Source organism: Longirhabdus pacifica, from assembly GCF_004115085.1.
Taxonomy (GTDB): Bacteria; Bacillota; Bacilli; order Paenibacillales; family DSM-105158; genus Longirhabdus; species Longirhabdus pacifica.
The window spans coordinates 93,723-115,736 of record NZ_QXJP01000004.1 but is presented as its reverse complement, the minus strand read 5'-3'; the positions used below and the strand labels follow the sequence as shown (position 1 = coordinate 115,736).

Sequence of the window (22,014 nt, the reverse complement as noted above, 5' to 3'; positions counted from 1 at the left end):
GAATGAACTCCCGACTCTCCTTTTTGTTTTAGCATACCGAAATAGGCAATGTTACTGCAGGACAACAGATTTCACAGAAGTTAATGCTTCAAGTTGATGCAGTGCTTGTAATACAGGCTTATCAAGCAGCCTGTCCACAGTAAGCACCATGATCGCATCTCCACCTGCTTGCTTACGTCCTACTTGCATCGTTGCGATGTTGATATCGTTGCTACCTAATAACGTTCCAATATGACCAATCATTCCTGGCTTGTCATGATGAGAAACATAAAGGAAATTACCATCTGGCGCGATATCTACTGGGTAGTGATCGATTTCCACAATGCGTGGACCATAACCGTTTAACAACGTTCCTGCAATTTGTCTTTCTTCATTATTCGTATGAATGCTTAAAGTTATTAAGTTTGTAAAACCTTTTGTTTTTGAAGATTTCATTCTTTCAATATGAATATCTCTTGATTTAGCTAAATGCATGGCATTGACAATGTTGACATCATTGCCAAAGTGATGCGACAATATGCCCTTTATAATTAAACGTGCTAGTGGAGTCGTATCCACATCTGCTAGTTCTCCAGAGTAATTTATTTTAATCTCTCGAACGCCACCGTTCGCAATTTGCCCCACGAACTGACCCATTTTTTCTGAAAGTTCAAAGTATGGTTGTAATTTGTTTAGCACACTTGGAGAAACAGGAGGAATGTTTACTGCATTTTTAAATGGCTCTTGACGCAAAATATGCAGTACTTCTTCCGCAACATCGATAGCTACATTTTCTTGTGCTTCCACAGTAGATGCACCTAAATGTGGAGTAACCACAACTTTTGGATGAGATAAAAATGGATGATCTGGTGCAGGAGGTTCTTGTTCAAATACGTCAAATGCTGCTCCAGCCACGATGTCCATATCTAAAGCTTCTACCAATGCCTGCTCGTCAATGATGCCACCTCGTGCACAGTTAATAATGCGAACCCCTTTTTTCATTTGCATAAATTGATCTTTCCCAATGATATGGTGTGTTTCTTTCGTTAAAGGAGTATGCACGGTAATAAAATCAGCAGCCGTAATCACCTCTTCTACAGACCCTAAGGTGACTCCTAATTTCTCTGCTCTTTCCTCTGAAAGAAACGGATCATAAGCGATGATTTGCATGGAAAATACTCTCGCTCTTTTCGCTACTTCACTACCGATACGACCCATACCAATAATACCGAGCGTTTTACCGCGTAGTTCCGCTCCTACAAACGACTTGCGGTCCCATTCTCCAGTTATCGTTTTAGCATAAGCTTGGGGGATATTTCTTGCTAAAGAAATCATCATAGCAAAAGCATGTTCACAAGTGGAAACGGTGTTTCCGTCAGGAGCATTCACAACAATAATGCCTCTCTCTGTTGCTGCATCCAAATCAATATTATCCACACCAACCCCAGCTCTTCCGATGGCTTTTAAACGTGTTGCTTGTTCCATGATACGTTTGGTTACCTTAGTTTGGCTACGGACGAGAAGTGCATCATATTCATGGATAATAGAAAGTAATTCTTCTTCAGCAAGTCCCGTCTTTTTGTCTACCTGTACATCTGTAGCATCGTGAAGCTGTTGAATTCCAATATCACTGATTGGATCTGAAACTAGTACTTTAAACATGGTATGGTTTCCTCCTAAAGATAAAAGTGTATATAAAAAAACCCTCGCCCCATACTTTTATTTGTATGAAAAGGGACGAGAGTTATTTTCGCGTTGCCACCCTAATTTACCGAACGTTCACACGTTCAGGCCTTAGTAGGTCATTGACCTTAATGATAACGGTTTTAAACCGATTATATCTACTTACGTACGTTCAACATAATCACTCTGGAGTGCTCCGCTTTTTCGCAACACCGATTTGCACCATCCATCGGCTCTCTAAAGTTTACGATATAAGTTTGGCTCCGTCATCGTGTTTTAATTTTTTACAACTTTATCATGAGATTTTTGTACTGTCAACTACTCATTTGGCTTAAGTTGCATTCTCATTACTTGAATTTTAACGTTTGATTGGTTATGCTGAGATTATTAAAAGTGTGGTTTACAACAGCAGGAGGGAAAAAAATGAGCGTGAAACAAATAGAAGTAGATGAATTTTTGCAAAAACTCGAGAATCAAGAGCTGGCTCAAACTATTATCTTAGATGTGAGAGAACCGCATGAATATGAACAATATAAATTAGATGAAGCATTATTTATTCCTATGAACGATGTACCTTATTCTTTAGATCGTTTACCAAAAGATAAAGCTATTTATTCCGTTTGTGCACACGGCATGCGAAGTCAATTCGTTGCGGACTATTTAGTGAATCATGGTTATGAAAATGTCATCAATGTTGTAGGTGGAATGGCTGCTATCGCTGCACAAAAAGGTGTTGCATACGACTGAAAGTGGAAGTGGTTGCAACTTGTTGTAACAATGATGGAGAGGATTTTGATGAAGAAAAAAAAATATCGTTTAAAATTCAAACGTGTAAACATAGATAATATAAGCGATCGCTTGTTGTTGATAAATTTATATTTTACGCAAGGTTTAACGTTAACGATCGCGCTTATCATGTTGTTTTTTCAACAACGAGTGCCACCAGGATTATTTTCTCCTTTATCCAATTATGAAACATGGTTATGGTGGGGCTTAGGGTTTGCAATCGTACTTATGTTATTGGATCTTGTTTTATCGCAATTTGTTCCGGAACATGTGATTGACGATGGTGGAGTGAATGAAAAGATTTTTGGTAATCGTAACATTTTGCACATTGCGGTGCTTTCTTTCATCGTTGCTTTCTGTGAAGAGATGTTATTTCGCGGAGCATTGCAGCACGCTTGGGGAAATTATTGGACAAGTGTATTTTTTGCCGCTATACATTTTCGTTACTTACAGCACTGGTTGATGACCAGTATCGTTTTTGCATCCAGTTTCGGATTAGGATATATTTATGATGTGACAGGTACGTTATGGGCTCCTATCTTTGCTCATTTTCTCATTGACTTTATATCCGGTTGCGTGCTTCGTTTTAGGAGGAAAAAATGAATAATCAACATATGCCAAGGGTGGAATTGGACTACGAGAACTTACAAAAAGAACAACAAAAAGATCAAGCAGCAGAAGAGTATGCTTTTACTTCTCGTAGACACAAACATCCTTCTAATAAAGGGAAATACATACGACTTTATTATTTGACGTTAGTACTAGTATTTTTAGCTCTCACTGTAAGTTTAATGATGTGGGGGAAATCATTGTAGAATCCTGCATTATGTTTCACGGTATATTACGCCCACCTTTTTTAGGTGGGCTTTTTTAAAATAAGTTAAAGTAATGTCTTCAACTGGTTTTGCAAATGTTAATTAATACGCGTAGTAGCTCACTTTTGCATCATATCCATTTGTCTTTCTAGTTCGTTTATTCGGTTTTCCAATTTTTTTCTTTTCAAATCACATTCAACAGCAATTCCTAGTGCAACACAAGCTATATAAGATGGAGAAATAATGAGATACAAGTTTACGCCTCAGTAGCCAGGCGTAAAAACTGATGTAGAGATTTCTCCATCTTATGCTTAGTGGTAATAAGTTGGTTGAACAAGTTCATTCAACTTATCTATAATCCATTCCATTTTCATTTCTCCCTATTCTAAACAATCTCAGTAGAAATTCAGTTTACATTGATATATGAGACCTGCCGATTTTATTATTCTACTTCATAATGAATATCAATGGCTGCAGGATCTACGAAGGAATATCCTTCTTCTTCTAGTTTGGTTAATAACGTATCTAGTGCTTCAATCGTCCAGGTGTTTTCGTGCATAAGAATATTGCTCCCTTGATGGAGTTGGTTCATGACGTTATCGATGACAAATTGTGCATTTTGCTCATCGGGATTGGCACTCCAATCCAGTGAGCCATTGGACCAATTCATATATAAAATATCCGAAGCTGCTAACTTTTCTCTTAAGTACGTATTCGTTTTTCCATGTGGTGCGCGAAAGAATTGAGGCGCTGTTCCTGTTAATGTTTCCACTATGTCTTGCACGTCATCGACTTGTTGGTCAATCTCTTCATTCGTCAATTCATCCAATAGAATATGATCCCACGCATGGTTGCCAATGATTTGCCCTTTTTCATGAATGGTAGTAAGTAGCTCTGGATTTACTTCTATTCTATGTCCATTAACGAAAAAAATGGCTTTCGCATCATGGTCTTCCAAAATATTTAACATTTCCACTACCGTTTCTTCTTTTTTCGGTCCATCATCGAACGTTAATAGTACGACTTTGCTGTCTACATTTTCATTCATCGGCTTTATGATGTAATTTTGATCCATATAATATATTTTATCGACTTCTACAGACTGGTTATTTTGTTCTTCCATGTCATCATCTTGGCTCGTTTCTTCTGTATTGCTCTCATTATTATCTTGTTCCTGCTCCTTTGTGCCGTCAGTTACCACTTGTTCCACTACCTCCTGAGAAGGTTCTGTTTCATCTGTGGCTGTATCCAACGATGAATCGGATTGACATCCAGCTACGACGAGAAAAGCTAACATTGAAGTTAAAAGAATTTTTTTGTTCATACTTTTTTCTCTCCCATTATGTTTAAATTTGCTAAAAGTGAATGTATTTACATTATAACGGTTTATGAAAAATGTGCCTACTACTGCGTTCACTTTTTCCTACATTTACGTTGCATGAGATAACGTAAGTAGCAAAAGCTAAAAGTGCTACAAAAAAGAGAAGAATGGAGGTTACAGCCATGCGTACTACTGGGTTTATAATGGGTGTTATGTTCGGTGCCGTAGCCACAATGTATATGAATGAAACTAAAAAAGCACGAATGCAAATGATGACAGAAGTGGGAAACGGTCTGAACACCATGATGCATTCTGCAAAAGATGCTATGAAAGATATGGTAGACGGCAGATTAGAGCAATATTTTAGTCAACAAATGAACCATACGAAGCTAGACACCAGCAGCAACAGTAGCACAAACAGTAAGTCATCCATGCATAGCAAAAGTGTGAGTAGTAGTAAGGGAAAAGATGGAGTGGGGTTAGACAAGGTAAAGGAGCTTGTAAATCAAGATCCGAAAGTAAAGCATGAAGTGGACAAAATATTAAGTGAAAGCAAGGAACAGTCAACAAGCGTTCATTAAATGTAAATGAACACCTGAAACAAACACAATGTCATACTCATTTTAACAAGAAATCATTTCCATTTATTATATGTAGTGGAAATGATTTTTTCGTTGCATTTTTTTTATTTAATATTATATTTTTATAGTGCAAAAATGAGTGATTAATGATACGATGATGTTGTATCATAATTTTTTGATCCAACATTTCAATAAACACTTTATATTATATCTTTATCAGCAAGTGAATATTTCGTACACGCCTTTTTTATTCACAGTTTTTAAGGTATAACATATTTTAGACATATAGGATGTAGCAAGGAGGGTCCTTCATGAAAATAGAACGATTAAGTCAAGACAAAATAAGGATTTTCCTAACATTTGACGACTTGGTAGAACGCGGCATTCAGAAGGATGATATGTGGAGGGAAATTCCTAAGGTTCATGAATTATTTAGTGATATGATGGATCAGGCTTATACAGAACTAGGGTTTGAAGCGATAGGACCTTTAGGTGTTGAGGTCTTTTCTTTACCCGCACAAGGGATGGTTGTTATTGTGACAAAAGGAAAATTTGATCATGATAAGTCAAATGAAGAAATGGATGACATAGAGTTAGAAGAGCATATGTATGATATGCAAGTCACGATGGATGATGAGGAAGATGAATGGTTAACGGTTTCTTTCGCCGATTTTGAAGATTTAGTCTCTGCTGTTCATAGACTTCATCTTGAGGTGGAGAACGGTGGCACATTATATCATTATCAAAATCAATACGTACTGCAGTTTAGTCCTTTTGATAGTGAAAGCACAGAACATGCTTTACTAGATGCTACTTTATTAGAGTACGGAGAAAAAGTAGTGCTGACAGAAGCTTTTCTAGTGGAGTATGGTAAAGTAATCATAGCGGAAAATGCGCTGGAGGTTATTAAGCAGCATTTTAATTCATAAATAAGATTTCATTGTTTAGTTCATCTTTATTTAGCGGGTGAGCCCCAAGTCTACACATGTAAGGAAGAATGATAGCGGGTGGTTGTTACAAACCATCTGGTTTTTCTGCCCTTGAACATGGACTAAATAACACGGTGAAGTCTTTTTTTGTTTGGGGGTTAATTCAGTTGACGGTCATTTCTGGAATTATTGCAGCACTTGCTCCTGGAATTGCCCTGATGCTCTATTTTTATTTAAAACACGAATATACATCACCACCATTTCAGCTCATCTTAAGGTTATTTGTAGCAGGAGTTTTAATTGTTTTGCCCGTAGTTATTATTCAAAGAGGGCTAATTCTTTGGGTTGGACAAGGTGTTGCTGTAAATGCTTTTATTGTATCTGCACTCGTTGAGGAATTTCTGAAATGGTTCATTTTATATTATCTGGTTTACACACATTCATCATTCGATGAACCTTCTGATGGAATCGTATATGCTGTTTCGGTATCATTAGGTTTTGCGACTCTAGAAAATATATTGTATGCATGGTCACTTGATGCTAGTATCACCGTGATGATGCTTAGGGCATTACTACCTGTTTCAGGACATGCTTTGTTTGCCGTTACGATGGGTTATTATTTAGCTTTATCTAAGTTTGATGTAGCAGGTACGAAGAAATATATGTATGTAGGGCTTTCGATCCTATCTCCAGTGTTATGGCACGGAAGTTTTAATTACATTAATATGAGTCAATATAACGTATGGATGCATGCTATCATTATTCCATTTATGTTATTTCTATGGGCTTTGAGTTTATACCGACTGCAAAGCTTAAACAAAAAGTCACCATATTTTGTTGATGTTAGTATATAAGTTAGTTTGAATGGACTCTGTTTAACCAACTTATTACCGCTAAAATATTGATGTTATATCTAACTAAAAATGCATAAAGCTCCTTCTTCCAACGAACAATAAAGTCATTAACGTTGAGGAAGGGGTTTTTTTATGTACAAAAAAATAAGCGCTATTTTATTTCCTATCTGTGCACTTTTATTAATAGGGACAGCGTATTGGGGCTACAATGAAAATCAAGAAAAGACAGCAGTGTTAACGAAAGCAGAAAATACATACCAGCGATCGTTTCATGATTTGTCTTATCATGTGCAAATGCTAAATCAGGAACTAGGTAATGCGTTGGCTGTAAGTTCTACTTCTACAGATTTTCAGAAAAAAAGTTTGATCAACATATGGAGAATAACGAATCAAGCACAATCCGAAATCAGTCAATTGCCTTTAACGTTGATGCCTTTTCATAAAACAGATCAATTGTTGTCCAACTTATCCAGCTTCACTTATCAAACAGCTATTAGAGATTTAAGTGTCAAACCAATGAGTAATAAAGAAATAAAAACATTAGAAACCTTGTATAAACGTACAAAAGAGATTTCTGGTGAAATCCAAGGGGTGCAAAAATCCGTCTTAGCAGATAATTTGAAGTGGATGGACGTAGAATTAGAATTAGCAACTACAAAAGAAAAGTTTGATAATAAAATCATAAACGGTTTTAAGTTAGTGGATAAAAAAGTTAGCGAGTATGATGAAGTGGAGTGGGGGCCATCTGTATCTAGCTTTGGTGAAAAGAACTACGAAATATTATCAGGAACACCTTCTACAATGGCTGAAATTAAAGAAAAAGTGACAAAGCTGTTCAAATTAGACAACAATAATCAAGACATTAATATTGCTGAAAATGGAAAAAAGACAAAGTATCAAACGTTCAGCGTAAGCACCACAATCAATGACAGTAAATTGAACATGGACTATACAAAGCAGGGCGGCCACTTGATTTGGTATTACAAAGATAAAGAAATTGGTGCGAAACAACTCAGTACGGATCAAGCAATAGAGAAAGGGAAAAATTTCTTACAACGCGCGGATTATGGTGATATGCAAGTAACAAATGTAGATGAATATGGCAACGTCGCTAGTATTACTTATGCTGTTCATCAAGACAATGTCATCATATACCCTGCAAAAGTAATTGTAAGAGTAGCTTTAGATAATGGAGATATTACTGGTTTCCAAGCATCAGATTATGTATTTGAAAACAAAGAAAGAACGATAGAAGAACCGGAAATCACTATGGACGAAGCAAAAAGGAAATTGAATGGGAATTTCAAAATACAAGATGTCACACTGGCTATTATTAAAAATGGTTTGAATGAAGAAGTGTTATGCTATCAATTTACAGGACGCTCTAACGGAAGTGTATATCGGCTTTACATTAATGCAAAGACAGGAGCAGAAGAAGAAATAGAAAGAATTTAAACACTATAAAGGAACATCTTACCGCTAAAATGCTACAAAAAAACTAATGTTGTTACAAATTTTGATCATGGTATAATAATGAAAAAGAGCATTGGGTGGGGTAAGATGTTTCCAAAAATTAATGATTTTTTATTTACACATGTAGAGAATGAGGTGGATAGTGAGTACAGATCCCGCGTTGCAGACATCAGGGGAAAAGAAATCATTGTCGAAATTCCGATAGACGTGAAAACAGGTAAAGTAAAAACGTTGTATAGAGGAGAAAACATTTCATTTAGCTTTATCGATAATGAAGGTATTCAACATTTTTTCGAAAGTAAAGTACTTGGATTTATGTTGGAGAAGGAACATATGAGACAGGTAATGATAGAGAAACCTGCATTAGATCAGATTACAAGAAAACAGCGTAGAAGTTTTTTACGCATGCCAGCAAGTTTAGAATGTAAGTTTAAGATTAATAATAATGGATTAGATAGGCAATGTTTTACCCATGATATTAGTGGGGGCGGCATGTGTTTTATTTATGAGGATGATGTGCTACTTTTCCCAGAGCAAACGATACAAGGGAATATTTATATCATGTATAAAAACAAAGATAAGGTAAAAATCACGTTTGAAGGTGAACTTGTAAGACAAGAACCAGAGAAAAATTTGATTAAAAATATGGTTAAATTTACAAAAATAAGTGAGCAAGACAGGCAGCATGTCGTTAAATTTTGTATTGAGCGACAGCTAGAATTGTATAAGAAAATGTAAACATGTGGTGATATCATGAAAAACAACCATTACATCAAAAATTTCATTCTTTTCAGTAACGTCGTACAAAAGTGGCTTATCGTTGCAGCTATCGTATTGCTTCTGCTGCTTATTTTAGCACAGTCGTTGCTGCAATTTGAATACCTTAGAAATAGGCTTGTAGAAACTGAAAAGATGGAAGGGGTAAAATTGCTGGAGTAACGTCTTCTACTCTTTACAAAAAAAGATATTTCATGATATAATGTTTATCGTTCGCAGGCTTTGCCTGCTTTTTTCGTGGATAATTCATCTCATTTAGGAGGGGCTGCATTGAAAAAAATCAATGTTGCAATAGATGGCCCTGCAGGAGCTGGCAAAAGCACCGTAGCGAAATTGGTTGCAGATGAGCTCAAGCTTACATATATTGATACTGGTGCAATGTATAGAGCCATAACGTGGAAAGTGATGGATGCAGGAATTTCTGTAGACCAAATTGATGAAGTGGTTACTTTGATGCGCAACACTGAACTTTCTTTTGAAAGTGGCGGGGAAGTCATTTTTGCAGATGGTATCAACATAACAAATGAAATTCGCGATCCTAATGTTGGTCAATTAGTTTCTCACATTGCCAAGATTAGAGAAGTTCGTGAAATTCTTGTTGCAAAGCAAAAGCAACTAGCTGATGCGAAGGGTGTCGTAATGGATGGAAGGGATATCGGCACAGAAGTGATTCCAGATGCAGAAGTGAAAATTTATTTGACTGCTTCCGTAGAAGCAAGAGCGACAAGGCGATATGAACAATTGAAAGCCAATCATGTTTCCATTACTTTTGAACAATTAAAACAAGAAATTATGGATCGTGATCATATAGATCAAAACCGGGAAGTATCACCTTTGCAAGTTGCTAAAGATGCTGTTGTTATTGATGCTACAGAGTTAAGTATTGAAGAAGTTGTTCAGCAGATCATTACACAGTGTAGACAAGTAAGCCCTGTATAAATAAACCATGAGAAATGCAAAATAATATAAAGTAAGGCGAAATGAGCATAGCCGATGACATTTCAGCGTTAATAAAATGAAGAAGAAATTTGTTTCCTTTGCAAGGATAAAGCGAAACATCGTTCTTATATTATTCATTTTATATAAATACATTAAGCTAAATCTTTCTACGATTTGAAGTGTAGAGAGAATGAGGAGGTAACATAAAATGACAGAAGAATTGAATAAAAATGAAGTAACAGAAACAGAAGCAAAAACTGACATTGAGTCTGCAATGAAAGAAGTTTCAACTCTCAAAGCTGGAGACGCAGTTACGGGGAAAATTGTGAAGATTGATGATGATCAAGTATTTGTTGACATTGGATATAAATATGATGGTATTATTCCTATTCGCGAACTTTCCTCTGTAAAAGTTGGAGCTGCAGAAGATGCAGTGAAAGTAGACCAAACAGTAGAAGCAAAAATCATCAGCGTTGATGATGAAAAAGAGCAATTAATTTTGTCTAAGCGTGCTATTGATGGTGAAAATGCTTGGGAACAGTTAGAAGAAAAATTAAATAACAACGAAATATTTGAAGCAACTGTAGCTGACGTGGTAAAAGGCGGTTTAGTTGTTGACGTTGGAATTAGAGGATTCGTTCCTGCTTCCATGGTAGAACTTCACTTCGTAGAAGACTTCAGTGATTACCAAGGTCGTACATTGCGCTTAAAAGTGAAAGAGTTAGACAAAGAAGCAAACAAAGTTATCCTTTCACAAAAAGATGTCCTTCAAGCAGAGCAAGAAGAGACGAAAAAAGAAGTTATGGGAAAATTAGAAGTTGGTCAAGAGCTTGAAGGTACAGTACAACGTTTGACTAAATTCGGAGCTTTTGTTGACATCGGTGGTGTAGATGGATTAGTTCATATTTCTGAACTATCTTGGAAACACGTAAAAGAACCTTCTGAAGTAGTGAAAGAAGGGGACAAAGTAAATGTCAAAGTACTTAAAGTAGAGCAAGAAGCAGGTAAAATTAGTTTAAGCATGAAGCAAGCACAGCCTGGTCCTTGGGAGTCTGTAACAGAAGATTTCTCAGAAGGAACAGAAGTTGAAGGTACAGTGAAGCGTATTGCTGATTTTGGTGCGTTTGTAGAATTAAAAGATGGTGTGGAAGGTTTAGTACACATCTCTCAAATTGCGAACAAACACATTTCTACTCCACATGAAGTGCTAACGGTTGGAAATAAAGTAAACGTGAAAATTCTTGAAATTAATACCGATGCAAAACGCATTTCTTTAAGCATTAAAGAAACAGCGGAAGCGAAAGCACAAAACACTGAAGTGAATGAAAATGTGGAATTAACGAAAGAAGAAAAGAAATTGATCGAAGAAAACAATCAAGGTCTTACGATGACACTTGGTGAGCGTTTCGGAGATAAATTAAGTAAATTTAAATAAGGAGATAGGTTTTCCTTTTCCTTTTAACAACCATATTAAAAACAGACTCTAAGGAGTCTGTTTTTTTGTGTATAAATGTGGCATGAATCCTCATCCTAAAGAAAAGACTAAACAAAACATCATGATAAAAATCATGATGCTTTTTGATGGATAAGGAGGATAACATGTTCCAATTCGATTATTTGTTTGAAGAGCGGTACACGTTGGGAATTATAATCGGCATTATATTCGGTTTGGTTGCTAGACTATATATGTTGCAGACGGATTATAGACAATATCCTACATACCCTCATGGAATCATTGTTCATATGTCTTTAGGTGTGATTGCAGCTGGATTAGGGTCGGTGGCCATTCCGGCACTTTTTGAACAAGATTATACGGCAGTGACTTTTTTGGCACTTGCTGCACAACAATTTAGAGATGTACGCAGTATGGAAAGAGAAACGTTAACCAAAATTGACAGCTCTGAACTGGTCCCACGTGGCTCCACCTATATAGAAGGCATTGCATTAGTGTTTGAAGGGAGAAATTATTTAGTTATTTTCACTTCCTTTTTCACGGCTTTATTTGTGGTGCTTTTTTCCTTTTGGGTTGGTATTCTAGCTGGTATCGTTACTATAATTATTTCAGCCATGCTTAAAACAGGCAAAACAATCTCCCACGTTGCAGATGTGTATGCTGGGAAGGTAAACGTAGAAAAAAGCAATGTGTATGTGGATGATATATACATGATGAATGTCGGATTAAAAGTGAATCAAGATTTGATCAAGCAACATGCAATCGGTATCGTGCTGGTCCCAAAAAATAAAAATAGTGCTGCATCGTTATCTAATTTAGGTCAACGAAAAGCCATTCTTCATGATCTGTCGACGGTGTTAGGTGCCTATAGGGATTCAGGTGAGCCAGCATTAATACCTATGGCTAAGTTAGACATCAACGATGGCAGACTAGGGATTTTACTGGTGGTAAAAGACTGCAACATAGATAAAGCCGTACAAATGGTCAAAAATGTCCCTTTACTTGAAAGCAGTGTTCGAATGCCTTCCGAGGCTCCTGTAAAAGGGGGGGAATAAATAAACATGAAAAGAATTATGGCGGTCGTGACACAAAATAAAAGTGTAGTCAACGGCAAGTATATTTTTTATACGAATAGTGAAGAAGAATTGCAGCAAATTTCGTTCACACTAGAAAAAATATTAGACGCAACAGCACATCAAATATCGGATGATACAATCATGTTAGTGGATCACGGTTAAAATGGTGTGATTATCGCTAAAAAATGCATGGTATTGTTGAAGTTTATAGCGTTTCCATAACATTTCTGTTATCATGTTATAATGAGAATTGACGAGGAGTTGAAACAACATGACAAAACCGGTTGTCGCAATTGTAGGACGACCTAACGTCGGTAAGTCAACGATCTTTAACAAAATTATTGGTGATCGTTTGGCTATTGTGGAAGATAAACCGGGGATAACTAGGGATCGTATATACAGCTTAGCAGAATGGAAAGATAAATCGTTTCATATTATTGATACGGGGGGGATAGAGAATAGCGAAGATGAAGTTGTTCGTTCGATCAGGGTTCAAGCAGAACTAGCGATTGACGAAGCAGACATCATTGTATTCATGCTAGATGCTAAAACAGGGCTTACACCTGCAGATGAAGAAGTGTCTCAAATTTTATATCGCTCCAAAAAGCCAGTCATATTAGCGGTAAATAAAGTGGATAACATTCAAAGACAAGATGCTATCTACGAGTTTTATAATCTTGGTTTCGGTGAACCTATTGCTATCTCAGGGGCACATGGAATTGGAATTGGAGATTTACTGGAGGAGATCGTTAATCATTTTCCACCTTACGAAGAAGATGAATACGAAGACGATGTCATTAAAGTTGCATTAATTGGAAGACCCAATGTAGGAAAATCATCACTTGTAAATGCGATTTTAGGCGAGGAACGTGTACTCGTCAGCAATGTTGCAGGTACAACGAGAGATGCGATTGATACTCCATTTGAAAAAGATGGTCAGAAGTATGTGCTCATTGATACAGCAGGTATTCGAAAAAGAGGAAAAGTATATGAATCCATCGAAAAATACAGTGTATTAAGAGCAATGAGAGCGATTGAAAGAGCAGACGTAGCCGTGATCGTGGTTAATGGAGAAGAAGGCATCATTGAACAGGACAAACATATAGCAGGATATGCTGACGATGCGGGAAAAGCTGCGATTATGGTCGTCAATAAATGGGATGTAGTAGAGAAAGATGATAAAACGCATCAGGACTTTACGAATAAATTAAGAGATAACTTCCAGTTTATGAGCTATGCACCAATACTGTTTGTTTCGGCGAAAACAAAGCAGCGATTACACAAGTTGCTTCCACTCGTTACGCATGCTGCAGAACAACATGCACAAAGAGTCGAGACTAATTTGTTAAATAATGTGGTTGCGGATGCAGTAGCTTATAATCCACCACCAAGTAAAAAAGGAAAAAGACCAAAAATCAACTATGCAACACAAGTAGCAGTCAAACCACCTACTTTTGTGATGTTTGTCAATGCACCAGAACTCATCCATTTTTCCTATCAAAGATATTTGGAAAATAGAATTCGCTCAGCATTTGAATTTGAAGGAACTCCGGTTCGTTTTATATTTAGAAAAAAGAATGCAGATGAATAGGGGAGATTGTATTGATCTATGTCATTCCTATCGTTTTAGGTTATTTGATCGGTTCCGTATCCTTTAGTTACATTTTGGGGAAAAGTTTAAAAGGGATTGATGTAAGACAATATGGAAGTGGAAACGCAGGGGCTACCAACACCCTGCGTGTATTAGGTGTGGGTCCAGCCATTGCCGTGCTTTTACTGGATGTATTGAAAGGTATCGTACCTGTACTGCTGACCATGTGGTGGTTCCCAGAACATGTGACGATGCACGTGGTTGCAGGAGTCTCTGCAATCATCGGACATAACTGGCCTGTCTTTTTGAAATTTAAAGGTGGAAAAGGTATAGCTACTACCATTGGTGTAGTTGCTTCATTATGTTTTCTACCTGCATTGTTTGCTGGTATTATTGCTATCATTTCGATCGTTTTTACTAGATATGTATCACTTGGATCTTTAATATTTACGTTCTTACTTCCTATTTTCTTGCTTTTTACGGACTATGAAACACCTATTTTCATCTTAAGTATCTTTATTTTTATTTTTGCATTAATAAGACATCGCAGTAACATTGTAAAACTATTACAAGGTCGTGAGAATAAGATAGGTGCAAAGAGTGCAAAAAAAGCATGATATAGGTGTTTCTTTCAGCGCGTTGAATAAGGCTTGAATAATTGAAGGAGGTAAATATATGAGTAAAGTAGCTGTGATTGTAGCAGGGAGTTGGGGGACAGCGCTTGCTTCTGTGCTAGCAGAGAACGAACATGAAGTAATCATGTGGTCTAGAGATGAGCAACAGGTCGATGAAATGAATATACATCATAGTAATGAAAAATATTTACCAGGTGTAAAGCTGTCCTCTCGTATTACTGCAACGGCATCAATGGAGGAAGCAATGTTACATACAGAAGCTGTTGTGCTTGCTTCACCTTCGCATGCGATGCGCCAAGTGGTATCTCAAATGAAACCCTACTATAAGCATGGTGTGCCTGTTATTCACGTAACAAAAGGCTTTGAACCCAAAACATTACTTCGTATGTCAGAGGTGATTGAGGACGAACTGCAATTGCAGGACAACGATGTCGTTGTGTTGTCTGGTCCAAGTCATGCTGAAGAGGTTATACAAAAATGTCCAACGACTGTCGTTGTGGCATCTAACTGTAAAGAAAATGCCGAGAAAGCACAAGATCTATTCATTAACTCACATTTTCGGGTGTATACCAATCCTGACGTCGTTGGTGTAGAACTAGGCGGGGCTTTAAAAAATATTATTGCGCTTGGAGCAGGACTTTCAGACGGTCTAAACTTCGGTGATAATGCAAAAGCTGCACTTTTAACACGTGGTTTGGCTGAAATTGCTCGTTTAGGCATGACCATGGGCGGTGACTCACTCACTTTTGCTGGTTTGTCAGGTATTGGTGACTTGATTGTGACGTGTACGAGTAAACATAGTCGAAACTGGCGTGCTGGTTATATGATTGGTCAAGGAAAACCTTTAGATGAAGTGCTAGAGCATATGGGAATGGTCGTTGAAGGCATAAAAACAACGGAAGCTACATACCAAATCGCAAGTAATTTAGACATAGAAATGCCTATAACAACGCAATTGTTCCAAGTCCTATTCCAAAATAAAGCACCAAAGCTAGCGGTAGAGGATCTAATGGGTAGAGGAAGAACACACGAAAATGAAGAAATAGTTAAATCAAATCTTTCAGCATGGTCACTATAGCCTACACTTAACTTACCCCTCCTACATACATATAGAGAGATAACAATCGTGAGGAGGGGTAATACATTATGCCACAGCGTCCACAGCGACAACAGAGAGATCTTTCTAAAGAAGTGTTGAAAAAAGTGAAGAAGAACACTGGAAAAAATGTTTCTTCTAAAGAAATTAATAAATTAGCTAGTACGGTAAAACCATCAACGATGAAAAATGAGGATCAATTAATGAAACTCATTGACCAAGTATCGAGCTTAGTAAATATACCAGTATCCGATAAAACCAAAAATGATATCGTAAAAGCAGTAAAAGCAAGTGATTTAGATGGAGGTCATTTGGAAAAATTAATAGGAAGAATGATCGGTAAATAATGAAAAAAATCGGGGAACGTTCCCCGATTTTTTATTATATCCATACGTTTGATTGTTCATAGTATGATATAATCTCAGATGTATCATCATATTAATTTTTCAGTATTTAGCATACATTGCAATCATAAATGGATAGTACAGGCCATAGTAAACAAAGCCCAGCTTTGTTGGAGAGTAGGAGAATACGTATGGAACCAACATTATCAGCACTAGACAAAATGTGGATATCTTTTATTGCCATTGGATTGATGGTTATTGCTTCGTTAATTATTAGTTTTGCTCGTGTGAAGACGAAGGGAATAGTGCGTGTTATTATATCTATTATAGCTTTCGTTTTATTATTTTTTGCCGTTATAGCCGGTTGTGTTTCCATTGTGTAGAAAGTTTAGAAAAGAGGTGTTCGAGGAATGATTGTACTGAAAGGAAGAACAATAGAAAAAGAAATTACACCAGAACTAGGGAAGACGCTACTGGATTTAGCAGTACAACATAAAATAGATTGGAATCATGCGTGCACAAGAGGAACGTGTGCAAAATGTCGATGTAAAATCGAAGCAGGGTACCCATTATTGAATGCACCCACCAAAGAGGAACTAGCTCGATTGACAAAAGAAGAAATAGAACAAGGGTTTAGACTTGGTTGTCAGGCAACCATGGTACAAGACGGAGAAGTGAAAGCATTAAACAAGCCTTATTTTCCTTAAGGGGAATGTTATTGAAGATAACCGTTCATCGGATGAATGATTGGAAAAGTAGTGAGGAGCGTTCTGACAACAATGAATACAACACAAGTCAATCCTGACGTGATGGTACACGTTATCGATAAATTGGACAGATGCTTAAAACCTCAAGGTGTTCATTATGTCATTGGGGGCAGCAGCAGTTTGATGTTGCAACATGTTGAATTAAATCAACATCCAAATGATGTGGACGTGTATGTTGCTGAGTCTGACGTTTTAAAAGCGCACGATGCATTAAAATCTTATGCCATCGATACTCCTCGTATAATTGAAAACGGTATGTTTCGCTCTAATATGAGCGGATATGTTATACATAATATGTTGGTGGAGTTAGTAGGTGGATTTCAGATCACAACTTCTGCTACGAAATTCGCACTCATTATAGATAGAGATCATCCCTACCATGTTTCAGAAGTGTATGTATTAGGTAAGCGCATTGCCATCACTTCACTTGCTTATGAATTCGTTTTTAACGTCATACGTGAACGTGCTGATCGTTACATACCTATCGTACAGAAAATGAACAAACAAATGGAGCTCCATCATGATGATTTGCAGCGTATGTTACAGCACCATATCATCAGCATGGAACATAAAAATAAAATTTCGCAATTAATCCATACACATACATCGCTGTCATAAAAAAGGGATGGAAAGGGGAGAAAGTATGTGAAAGTATGCATCCTTCCGATGGGGAAAATCGTAGAAGTACACAAAGGAACTTCCCTTTTACATGCTATCAAAAAATCCAATGTACCTATAATGTCAAGGTGTGGTGGGAAAGCCGCTTGTCTCACATGTAAGGTGGAGAGTAAAGATGGCAAAGGATTGACCCCAATTTCGGATAAAGAAAAAAGAAAGCTTGGTGACGGCGGAACTTATAGACTTGCATGTCAAACCAAAGTAACATCAGATACAGAAATATATGTGCCTGAAGATCCATTAAAGAAGGCGATAAGGAAACAATTGCAACAACTAAAGGAGAATGAACGTTAATGGATAGGAATTGGATGAAAGTTTGTTCTGTTTGCATGTTGCTGCTTGTCATGTTAACTGGATGTTTGTACCCTCAAGATCAATCAAACAATCAGGAAGGGTTAGCCTATGTACCTGTCGTGCAGTCAGCAATTGACATGTACCAAGAGCAAACAGGATTATTACCTATTAAAAACAGTGAGTTAGACACCCCTTTATATGAAAAATATATTGTTGATTTTGCAAAGTTAAAACAACGTAACATATTGGCTGATATCCCCCCAAATGCTTTTGAACAGGGTGGTATTTATTATTACGTACTGATTGATGTGGAGACAACACCAACCGTAAAATTGCTAAATTTGCAGTTGACTCAACAAGTGAATGAAGTGCAGAGAGAAGTGAAGTTGTATGCCATCGATACGAATAAACTTCCATATGGTGAATCCATCTCACAATCTTGGTATGAAATAAACTACGATCTTTTGGGGATAGATCCTGTTACTGTACCTAGCTTATATGGTGCATATGAAAACAAATTAATGTTACATGAGTCTGGTATCGTTTATATCGATTATGCACAAGATATTATGCGAGAAATACAAAATATTCAAAACTGGGATAGCATCAGTAATGATTTGGACTTAAGAACGTATTTAATTGAGAATTATCCATATGTTCCTATTAAATCTTACCCTTACTATTGGGAAAATGATGAGCCTGTTGTTTCTGACTCATAAAGGATAAACCGTTCCATAAAGCAACACAAAAATAGGTAGTCAAAAAGATGATGATAAAAGATTGGATGAATGCTATGCATTGATTCAATCTTTTTTTTGTACATAAAAATGTCCAAGCCCCCATACAATGATATATAAAAGGAAGAAATAATATGATATAAGTTTACGCCTCAGTGAAATGATAGGATACAAGTTTATTTTCAATCGTAATGGAATATTGGTTATATTCAGCATAGAACTACATATATTGTTATAAGTGAATGTACGAGTTAGGAGGGTTCTCATTGGAAAAAGTAGATATATTTAAAGATATCGCGGAAAGAACCGGAGGAGATATTTATCTTGGAATCGTAGGCGCGGTGCGAACTGGAAAATCCACATTTATTAAAAGATTTATGGAGGCAGCGGTTGTTCCTAACATTAAAAATGAAGCCGATCAATTGCGTGCAAAAGATGAATTGCCTCAAAGTGCTGCTGGTAAGACGATTATGACGACGGAACCAAAATTCGTTCCGAATCAAGCCGTTGAAATCAGCGTGGCTGAAGGTCTTGATGTCAACGTAAGATTAGTAGATTGTGTAGGCTATGCAGTATCAGGTGCGAAAGGTTATGAAGATGAAAATGGCCCAAGAATGATTAATACCCCTTGGTTTGAAGATCCAATTCCTTTCCAAGAAGCTGCGGAAATTGGGACGAGAAAAGTCATACAAGAACATTCTACATTAGGCGTCGTGGTGACGACAGACGGTACGATAGCAGATATACCTCGAGATCAGTATTTAGAATCAGAAGAGCGTGTAGTGGAGGAATTAAAAGAAGTAGGTAAACCATTTATTATGGTGGTGAATTCCACTAATCCACATCATCCCTATACACAAGAGCTGCGAAATGAATTAGCTGAGAAATATGATATCCCTGTCATGGCAATGAGTGTGGCGAGCATGAATGAAAGTGATGTCATGAATGTATTGCGGGAAGTGTTGTATGAGTTCCCGGTACATGAAGTAAATGTCAACCTTCCTAGCTGGGTGATGGTGCTAGACGAACAGCATTGGTTGCGATCCAGTTATGAAAACTCCGTTCGTGACACGGTAAAAGACATTAGAAGACTACGCGATGTAGATCAAGTAGTGGATGGCTTTACACAATATGATGTTATCGAACGAGCGGGACTTGCTAATATGGATATGGGGCAGGGTATTGCTGAAATAGACCTGTATGCTCCTGATGAATTATACGATAACATCTTAATGGAAGTCGTTGGCGTGAAAATAAGAGGAAAAGATCATTTACTCGAATTGATGCAAGATTTCAGTAAGGCAAAAAGAGAATACGATCGATTTGAGAGTGCACTGGAAATGGTCAAAGCAACAGGATACGGCATATCTGCCCCTGTGGTGGAGGAAATGTCGCTTGACGAACCTCAGCTTATTCGCCAAGGCTCTCGTTTCGGGGTAAGATTAAAAGCTACAGCTCCTTCTATTCATATGGTGAGAGTGGATGTGGAATCTGAATTTGCTCCAATCATCGGTACAGAAAAACAGAGTGAGGAGTTAGTGCGATACTTAATGCAAGATTTCGAAGATAATCCTGCAAAAATATGGGAGTCTGATATATTTGGAAGGTCCCTTCATTCTATTGTACAAGAAGGGATTAATGGAAAACTATCACATATGCCAGATAACGCAAGAAATAAGCTGCAGGAGACATTGGGGAGAATCATTAACGAAGGTTCTGGTGGTCTCATCGCTATTATCTTATAACCATTCGTTTGTGCATCATCTGCTTGTGATAACCTATAAAAAAGCAATGTAAGAGTAAAACTCTCTCATATTGCTTTTTTTTATTTTCCTTGTTTTAATAACCAAGATTCGGTATAATGAATTTTCGGTACATACAGGAAATGGGATGTTCAGCATACAAAAATATAAATTAAGACGATAGACGCATGTCCATAGGATGATTTATATTACAATTATTGAGTTATCTATTGCATTCCATTGTACTCTGTATTACTATAAGTTTATTGTTGAGGAATATTGATTTTTAAGGAAAATCTTTGTTTTTCTACATATTTACCATGGATGAGATGTATAATTTATGCAAAAACAGTTAACAAAGAATGATAGAAAGTGATTGTAATCGGGGGGAGGTGAAAGCATGAATAAATCTGAATTAATCACAAAAGTATCTGAATCAGCAGATATGTCTAAAAAAGATGTGACCAAAGCTGTTGATGCTATTTTCAACACAATCTCTGAGGCACTTAAAAATAACGAGAAAGTCCAACTAGTTGGATTTGGTAACTTCGAAGTACGTGAACGTTCTGCAAGAAAAGGTCGTAACCCGCAAACAGGTGAAGAAATCGACATTCCTGCAAGCAAGGTTCCTGCTTTTAAACCAGGCAAAGCATTGAAAGAAGGCATTAAATAATTGCATGGTACATATCATCTAAACGTTTGAGTTTTTAGGTGTCCTTAAAAGGACACCTATTAAATTCTATCCCATTATTTGATTTGTTCATTCCTCCATATTATCCATAAGCTTTAAACTCTCTACAGTCAACCATACACATGCTTTTTCTTTATCATTCCTTTCATCATTTACTAAAATTTTTGCTTTAGTATTCTATTAAATTTTCCTAAGTATTGGACTCTATGACAAAAAAGAGTTAAAATGAAATTAATTATATTTTAAATATACTGACCTCAGCTCTAATCCTTTTTTTATCATGAAATATTCCAACCTCTTCTTTCAACCATAATATACAATATTTAATAAATATATGGTAATAAAATGATGCAATGTAACGTACTGAACATGAATCACCCTTGAAAGTATAGGTTTCTTTATGCTGCTTATTATGAATATAGGGGTTGATGATTATGATTGAATTTGAAGCATATGGTATTGCTCTTATTCCTGTCATTGTTGGTTTAGTTTCTATTATGACAACGTTTGGTTTGTCTAAACGTTATGCACCTATCGTTTCTATTGTACTAGGTATAATCGCGGCTATTGTATATATTGCACCTGATGATGTGAAACAAGCCGTTCTTGTTGGCATTACGATAGGTCTTGCGGCTAGTGGACTATACAGTTCTACAAAGCATATGGTAAAGCAGCGTAAAACACCATCATAATTTGTTTTCATATGCTTCTTACCTTGTGATGAAACAGTATTTGCAGTGAAAAATAAGTTACGCTATAATGGCAAGTAGTTA

27 protein-coding genes and 1 other annotated feature are annotated in these 22,014 nt (G+C 36.8%); of the genes, 25 read left to right on the top strand and 2 right to left on the bottom strand.

Features of this window, described 5'->3' with window-relative positions:
* Positions 1-51: 51 nt before the first annotated feature.
* Positions 52-1,641, bottom strand: a complete 1,590-nt coding sequence (gene serA / locus D1Z92_RS04505; protein ID WP_128894471.1) for a phosphoglycerate dehydrogenase — start codon at positions 1,639-1,641, stop codon at positions 52-54.
* A 68-nt stretch (positions 1,642-1,709) separates the two neighbouring features.
* Positions 1,710-1,941 (bottom strand) — a binding site (T-box leader).
* A gap of 144 nt (positions 1,942-2,085) precedes the next feature.
* On the opposite strand from serA, the gene D1Z92_RS04500 reads away from it, so the two are divergent.
* Genes D1Z92_RS04500 through D1Z92_RS04490 form a run of 3 tightly spaced genes read left to right on the top strand, consistent with a single transcriptional unit; the run spans position 2,086 to position 3,263 of the window.
* Complete coding sequence (locus tag D1Z92_RS04500; protein ID WP_128894470.1) at positions 2,086-2,409, top strand: rhodanese-like domain-containing protein; 324 nt, start codon at positions 2,086-2,088, stop codon at positions 2,407-2,409.
* 48 nt (positions 2,410-2,457) lie between these two features.
* Complete coding sequence (locus tag D1Z92_RS04495; protein ID WP_128894469.1) at positions 2,458-3,051, top strand: CPBP family intramembrane glutamic endopeptidase; 594 nt, start codon at positions 2,458-2,460, stop codon at positions 3,049-3,051.
* The gene (locus D1Z92_RS04490; protein WP_128894468.1) at positions 3,048-3,263 is read left to right on the top strand and encodes a hypothetical protein; all 216 of its coding nucleotides are present in this window, start codon (positions 3,048-3,050) and stop codon (positions 3,261-3,263) included. The genes D1Z92_RS04495 and D1Z92_RS04490 overlap by 4 nt, the downstream gene beginning before the upstream one ends.
* A 442-nt stretch (positions 3,264-3,705) precedes the next feature.
* Here D1Z92_RS04490 and D1Z92_RS04485 read toward each other — a convergent pair whose 3' ends face one another.
* Complete coding sequence (locus tag D1Z92_RS04485) at positions 3,706-4,587, bottom strand: polysaccharide deacetylase family protein (protein WP_128894467.1); 882 nt, start codon at positions 4,585-4,587, stop codon at positions 3,706-3,708.
* Between the two features lie 179 nt (positions 4,588-4,766).
* On the opposite strand from D1Z92_RS04485, the gene D1Z92_RS04480 reads away from it, so the two are divergent.
* The 22 genes from D1Z92_RS04480 to D1Z92_RS04380 all read left to right on the top strand — a co-directional run bounded on the left by D1Z92_RS04480 (position 4,767) and on the right by D1Z92_RS04380 (position 21,933).
* Positions 4,767-5,165 carry a hypothetical protein gene (locus D1Z92_RS04480; protein WP_128894466.1) on the top strand — a complete coding sequence of 133 codons (399 nt, stop codon included), beginning with the start codon at positions 4,767-4,769 and terminating at the stop codon, positions 5,163-5,165.
* A 311-nt stretch (positions 5,166-5,476) separates the two neighbouring features.
* Positions 5,477-6,094, top strand: a complete 618-nt coding sequence (locus D1Z92_RS04475; protein WP_128894465.1) for a genetic competence negative regulator — start codon at positions 5,477-5,479, stop codon at positions 6,092-6,094.
* Positions 6,095-6,162: 68 nt separating this feature from the next.
* A complete protein-coding gene (gene prsW / locus D1Z92_RS04470) occupies positions 6,163-6,948 on the top strand; it encodes a glutamic-type intramembrane protease PrsW (protein WP_240666568.1) in 786 nt (261 codons plus the stop codon).
* Positions 6,949-7,080: 132 nt separating this feature from the next.
* Complete coding sequence (gene ypeB / locus D1Z92_RS04465) at positions 7,081-8,403, top strand: germination protein YpeB (RefSeq protein WP_128894463.1); 1,323 nt, start codon at positions 7,081-7,083, stop codon at positions 8,401-8,403.
* Between the two features lie 105 nt (positions 8,404-8,508).
* A complete protein-coding gene (locus tag D1Z92_RS04460) occupies positions 8,509-9,159 on the top strand; it encodes a flagellar brake protein (protein ID WP_164931451.1) in 651 nt (216 codons plus the stop codon).
* 15 nt (positions 9,160-9,174) lie between these two features.
* A complete protein-coding gene (locus D1Z92_RS04455) occupies positions 9,175-9,360 on the top strand; it encodes a hypothetical protein (protein WP_128894461.1) in 186 nt (61 codons plus the stop codon).
* Positions 9,361-9,468: 108 nt separating this feature from the next.
* A complete protein-coding gene (cmk, locus tag D1Z92_RS04450) occupies positions 9,469-10,137 on the top strand; it encodes a (d)CMP kinase (RefSeq protein WP_128894460.1) in 669 nt (222 codons plus the stop codon).
* Positions 10,138-10,345: 208 nt separating this feature from the next.
* A complete protein-coding gene (rpsA, locus tag D1Z92_RS04445; RefSeq protein WP_128894459.1) occupies positions 10,346-11,572 on the top strand; it encodes a 30S ribosomal protein S1 in 1,227 nt (408 codons plus the stop codon).
* Positions 11,573-11,736: 164 nt separating this feature from the next.
* Positions 11,737-12,645, top strand: coding sequence for a YIEGIA family protein (locus D1Z92_RS04440; RefSeq protein WP_128894458.1), 909 nt, complete (start codon positions 11,737-11,739; stop codon positions 12,643-12,645).
* Positions 12,646-12,651: 6 nt separating this feature from the next.
* Positions 12,652-12,828 (top strand): capping complex subunit for YIEGIA, encoded by a 177-nt coding sequence (locus tag D1Z92_RS17210; RefSeq protein ID WP_164931450.1) that lies wholly within the window; start codon positions 12,652-12,654, stop codon positions 12,826-12,828.
* A 109-nt stretch (positions 12,829-12,937) separates the two neighbouring features.
* A complete protein-coding gene (gene der, locus D1Z92_RS04435; RefSeq protein WP_128894457.1) occupies positions 12,938-14,257 on the top strand; it encodes a ribosome biogenesis GTPase Der in 1,320 nt (439 codons plus the stop codon).
* Between the two features lie 11 nt (positions 14,258-14,268).
* Positions 14,269-14,874, top strand: a complete 606-nt coding sequence (gene plsY, locus D1Z92_RS04430) for a glycerol-3-phosphate 1-O-acyltransferase PlsY (protein WP_164931449.1) — start codon at positions 14,269-14,271, stop codon at positions 14,872-14,874.
* A 58-nt stretch (positions 14,875-14,932) separates the two neighbouring features.
* Complete coding sequence (locus tag D1Z92_RS04425) at positions 14,933-15,970, top strand: NAD(P)H-dependent glycerol-3-phosphate dehydrogenase (RefSeq protein ID WP_128894456.1); 1,038 nt, start codon at positions 14,933-14,935, stop codon at positions 15,968-15,970.
* A 68-nt stretch (positions 15,971-16,038) separates the two neighbouring features.
* Positions 16,039-16,335, top strand: coding sequence for a stage VI sporulation protein F (locus D1Z92_RS04420; RefSeq protein WP_128894455.1), 297 nt, complete (start codon positions 16,039-16,041; stop codon positions 16,333-16,335).
* Positions 16,336-16,523: 188 nt separating this feature from the next.
* On the top strand, positions 16,524-16,715 hold the full coding sequence (locus D1Z92_RS04415) for a DUF2768 family protein (RefSeq protein ID WP_128894454.1): 192 nt from the start codon (positions 16,524-16,526) through the stop codon (positions 16,713-16,715).
* A gap of 27 nt (positions 16,716-16,742) precedes the next feature.
* The gene (locus D1Z92_RS04410) at positions 16,743-17,039 is read left to right on the top strand and encodes a 2Fe-2S iron-sulfur cluster-binding protein (RefSeq protein WP_128894453.1); all 297 of its coding nucleotides are present in this window, start codon (positions 16,743-16,745) and stop codon (positions 17,037-17,039) included.
* A 72-nt stretch (positions 17,040-17,111) separates the two neighbouring features.
* Positions 17,112-17,717 (top strand): hypothetical protein, encoded by a 606-nt coding sequence (locus D1Z92_RS04405; RefSeq protein WP_128894452.1) that lies wholly within the window; start codon positions 17,112-17,114, stop codon positions 17,715-17,717.
* 27 nt (positions 17,718-17,744) lie between these two features.
* Positions 17,745-18,071 carry a 2Fe-2S iron-sulfur cluster-binding protein gene (locus tag D1Z92_RS04400; protein ID WP_240666567.1) on the top strand — a complete coding sequence of 109 codons (327 nt, stop codon included), beginning with the start codon at positions 17,745-17,747 and terminating at the stop codon, positions 18,069-18,071.
* Positions 18,071-18,790 (top strand): YphF family lipoprotein, encoded by a 720-nt coding sequence (locus tag D1Z92_RS04395; protein WP_128894451.1) that lies wholly within the window; start codon positions 18,071-18,073, stop codon positions 18,788-18,790. Before D1Z92_RS04400 ends, D1Z92_RS04395 begins: the two co-directional genes overlap by 1 nt.
* Before the next feature lie 284 nt (positions 18,791-19,074).
* Complete coding sequence (spoIVA, locus tag D1Z92_RS04390) at positions 19,075-20,553, top strand: stage IV sporulation protein A (protein ID WP_128894450.1); 1,479 nt, start codon at positions 19,075-19,077, stop codon at positions 20,551-20,553.
* Positions 20,554-20,950: 397 nt separating this feature from the next.
* The gene (hbs, locus tag D1Z92_RS04385) at positions 20,951-21,223 is read left to right on the top strand and encodes a non-specific DNA-binding protein Hbs (protein ID WP_128894449.1); all 273 of its coding nucleotides are present in this window, start codon (positions 20,951-20,953) and stop codon (positions 21,221-21,223) included.
* A gap of 452 nt (positions 21,224-21,675) precedes the next feature.
* A complete protein-coding gene (locus D1Z92_RS04380; RefSeq protein ID WP_128894448.1) occupies positions 21,676-21,933 on the top strand; it encodes a hypothetical protein in 258 nt (85 codons plus the stop codon).
* The last annotated feature ends 81 nt before the right edge of the window (positions 21,934-22,014 follow it).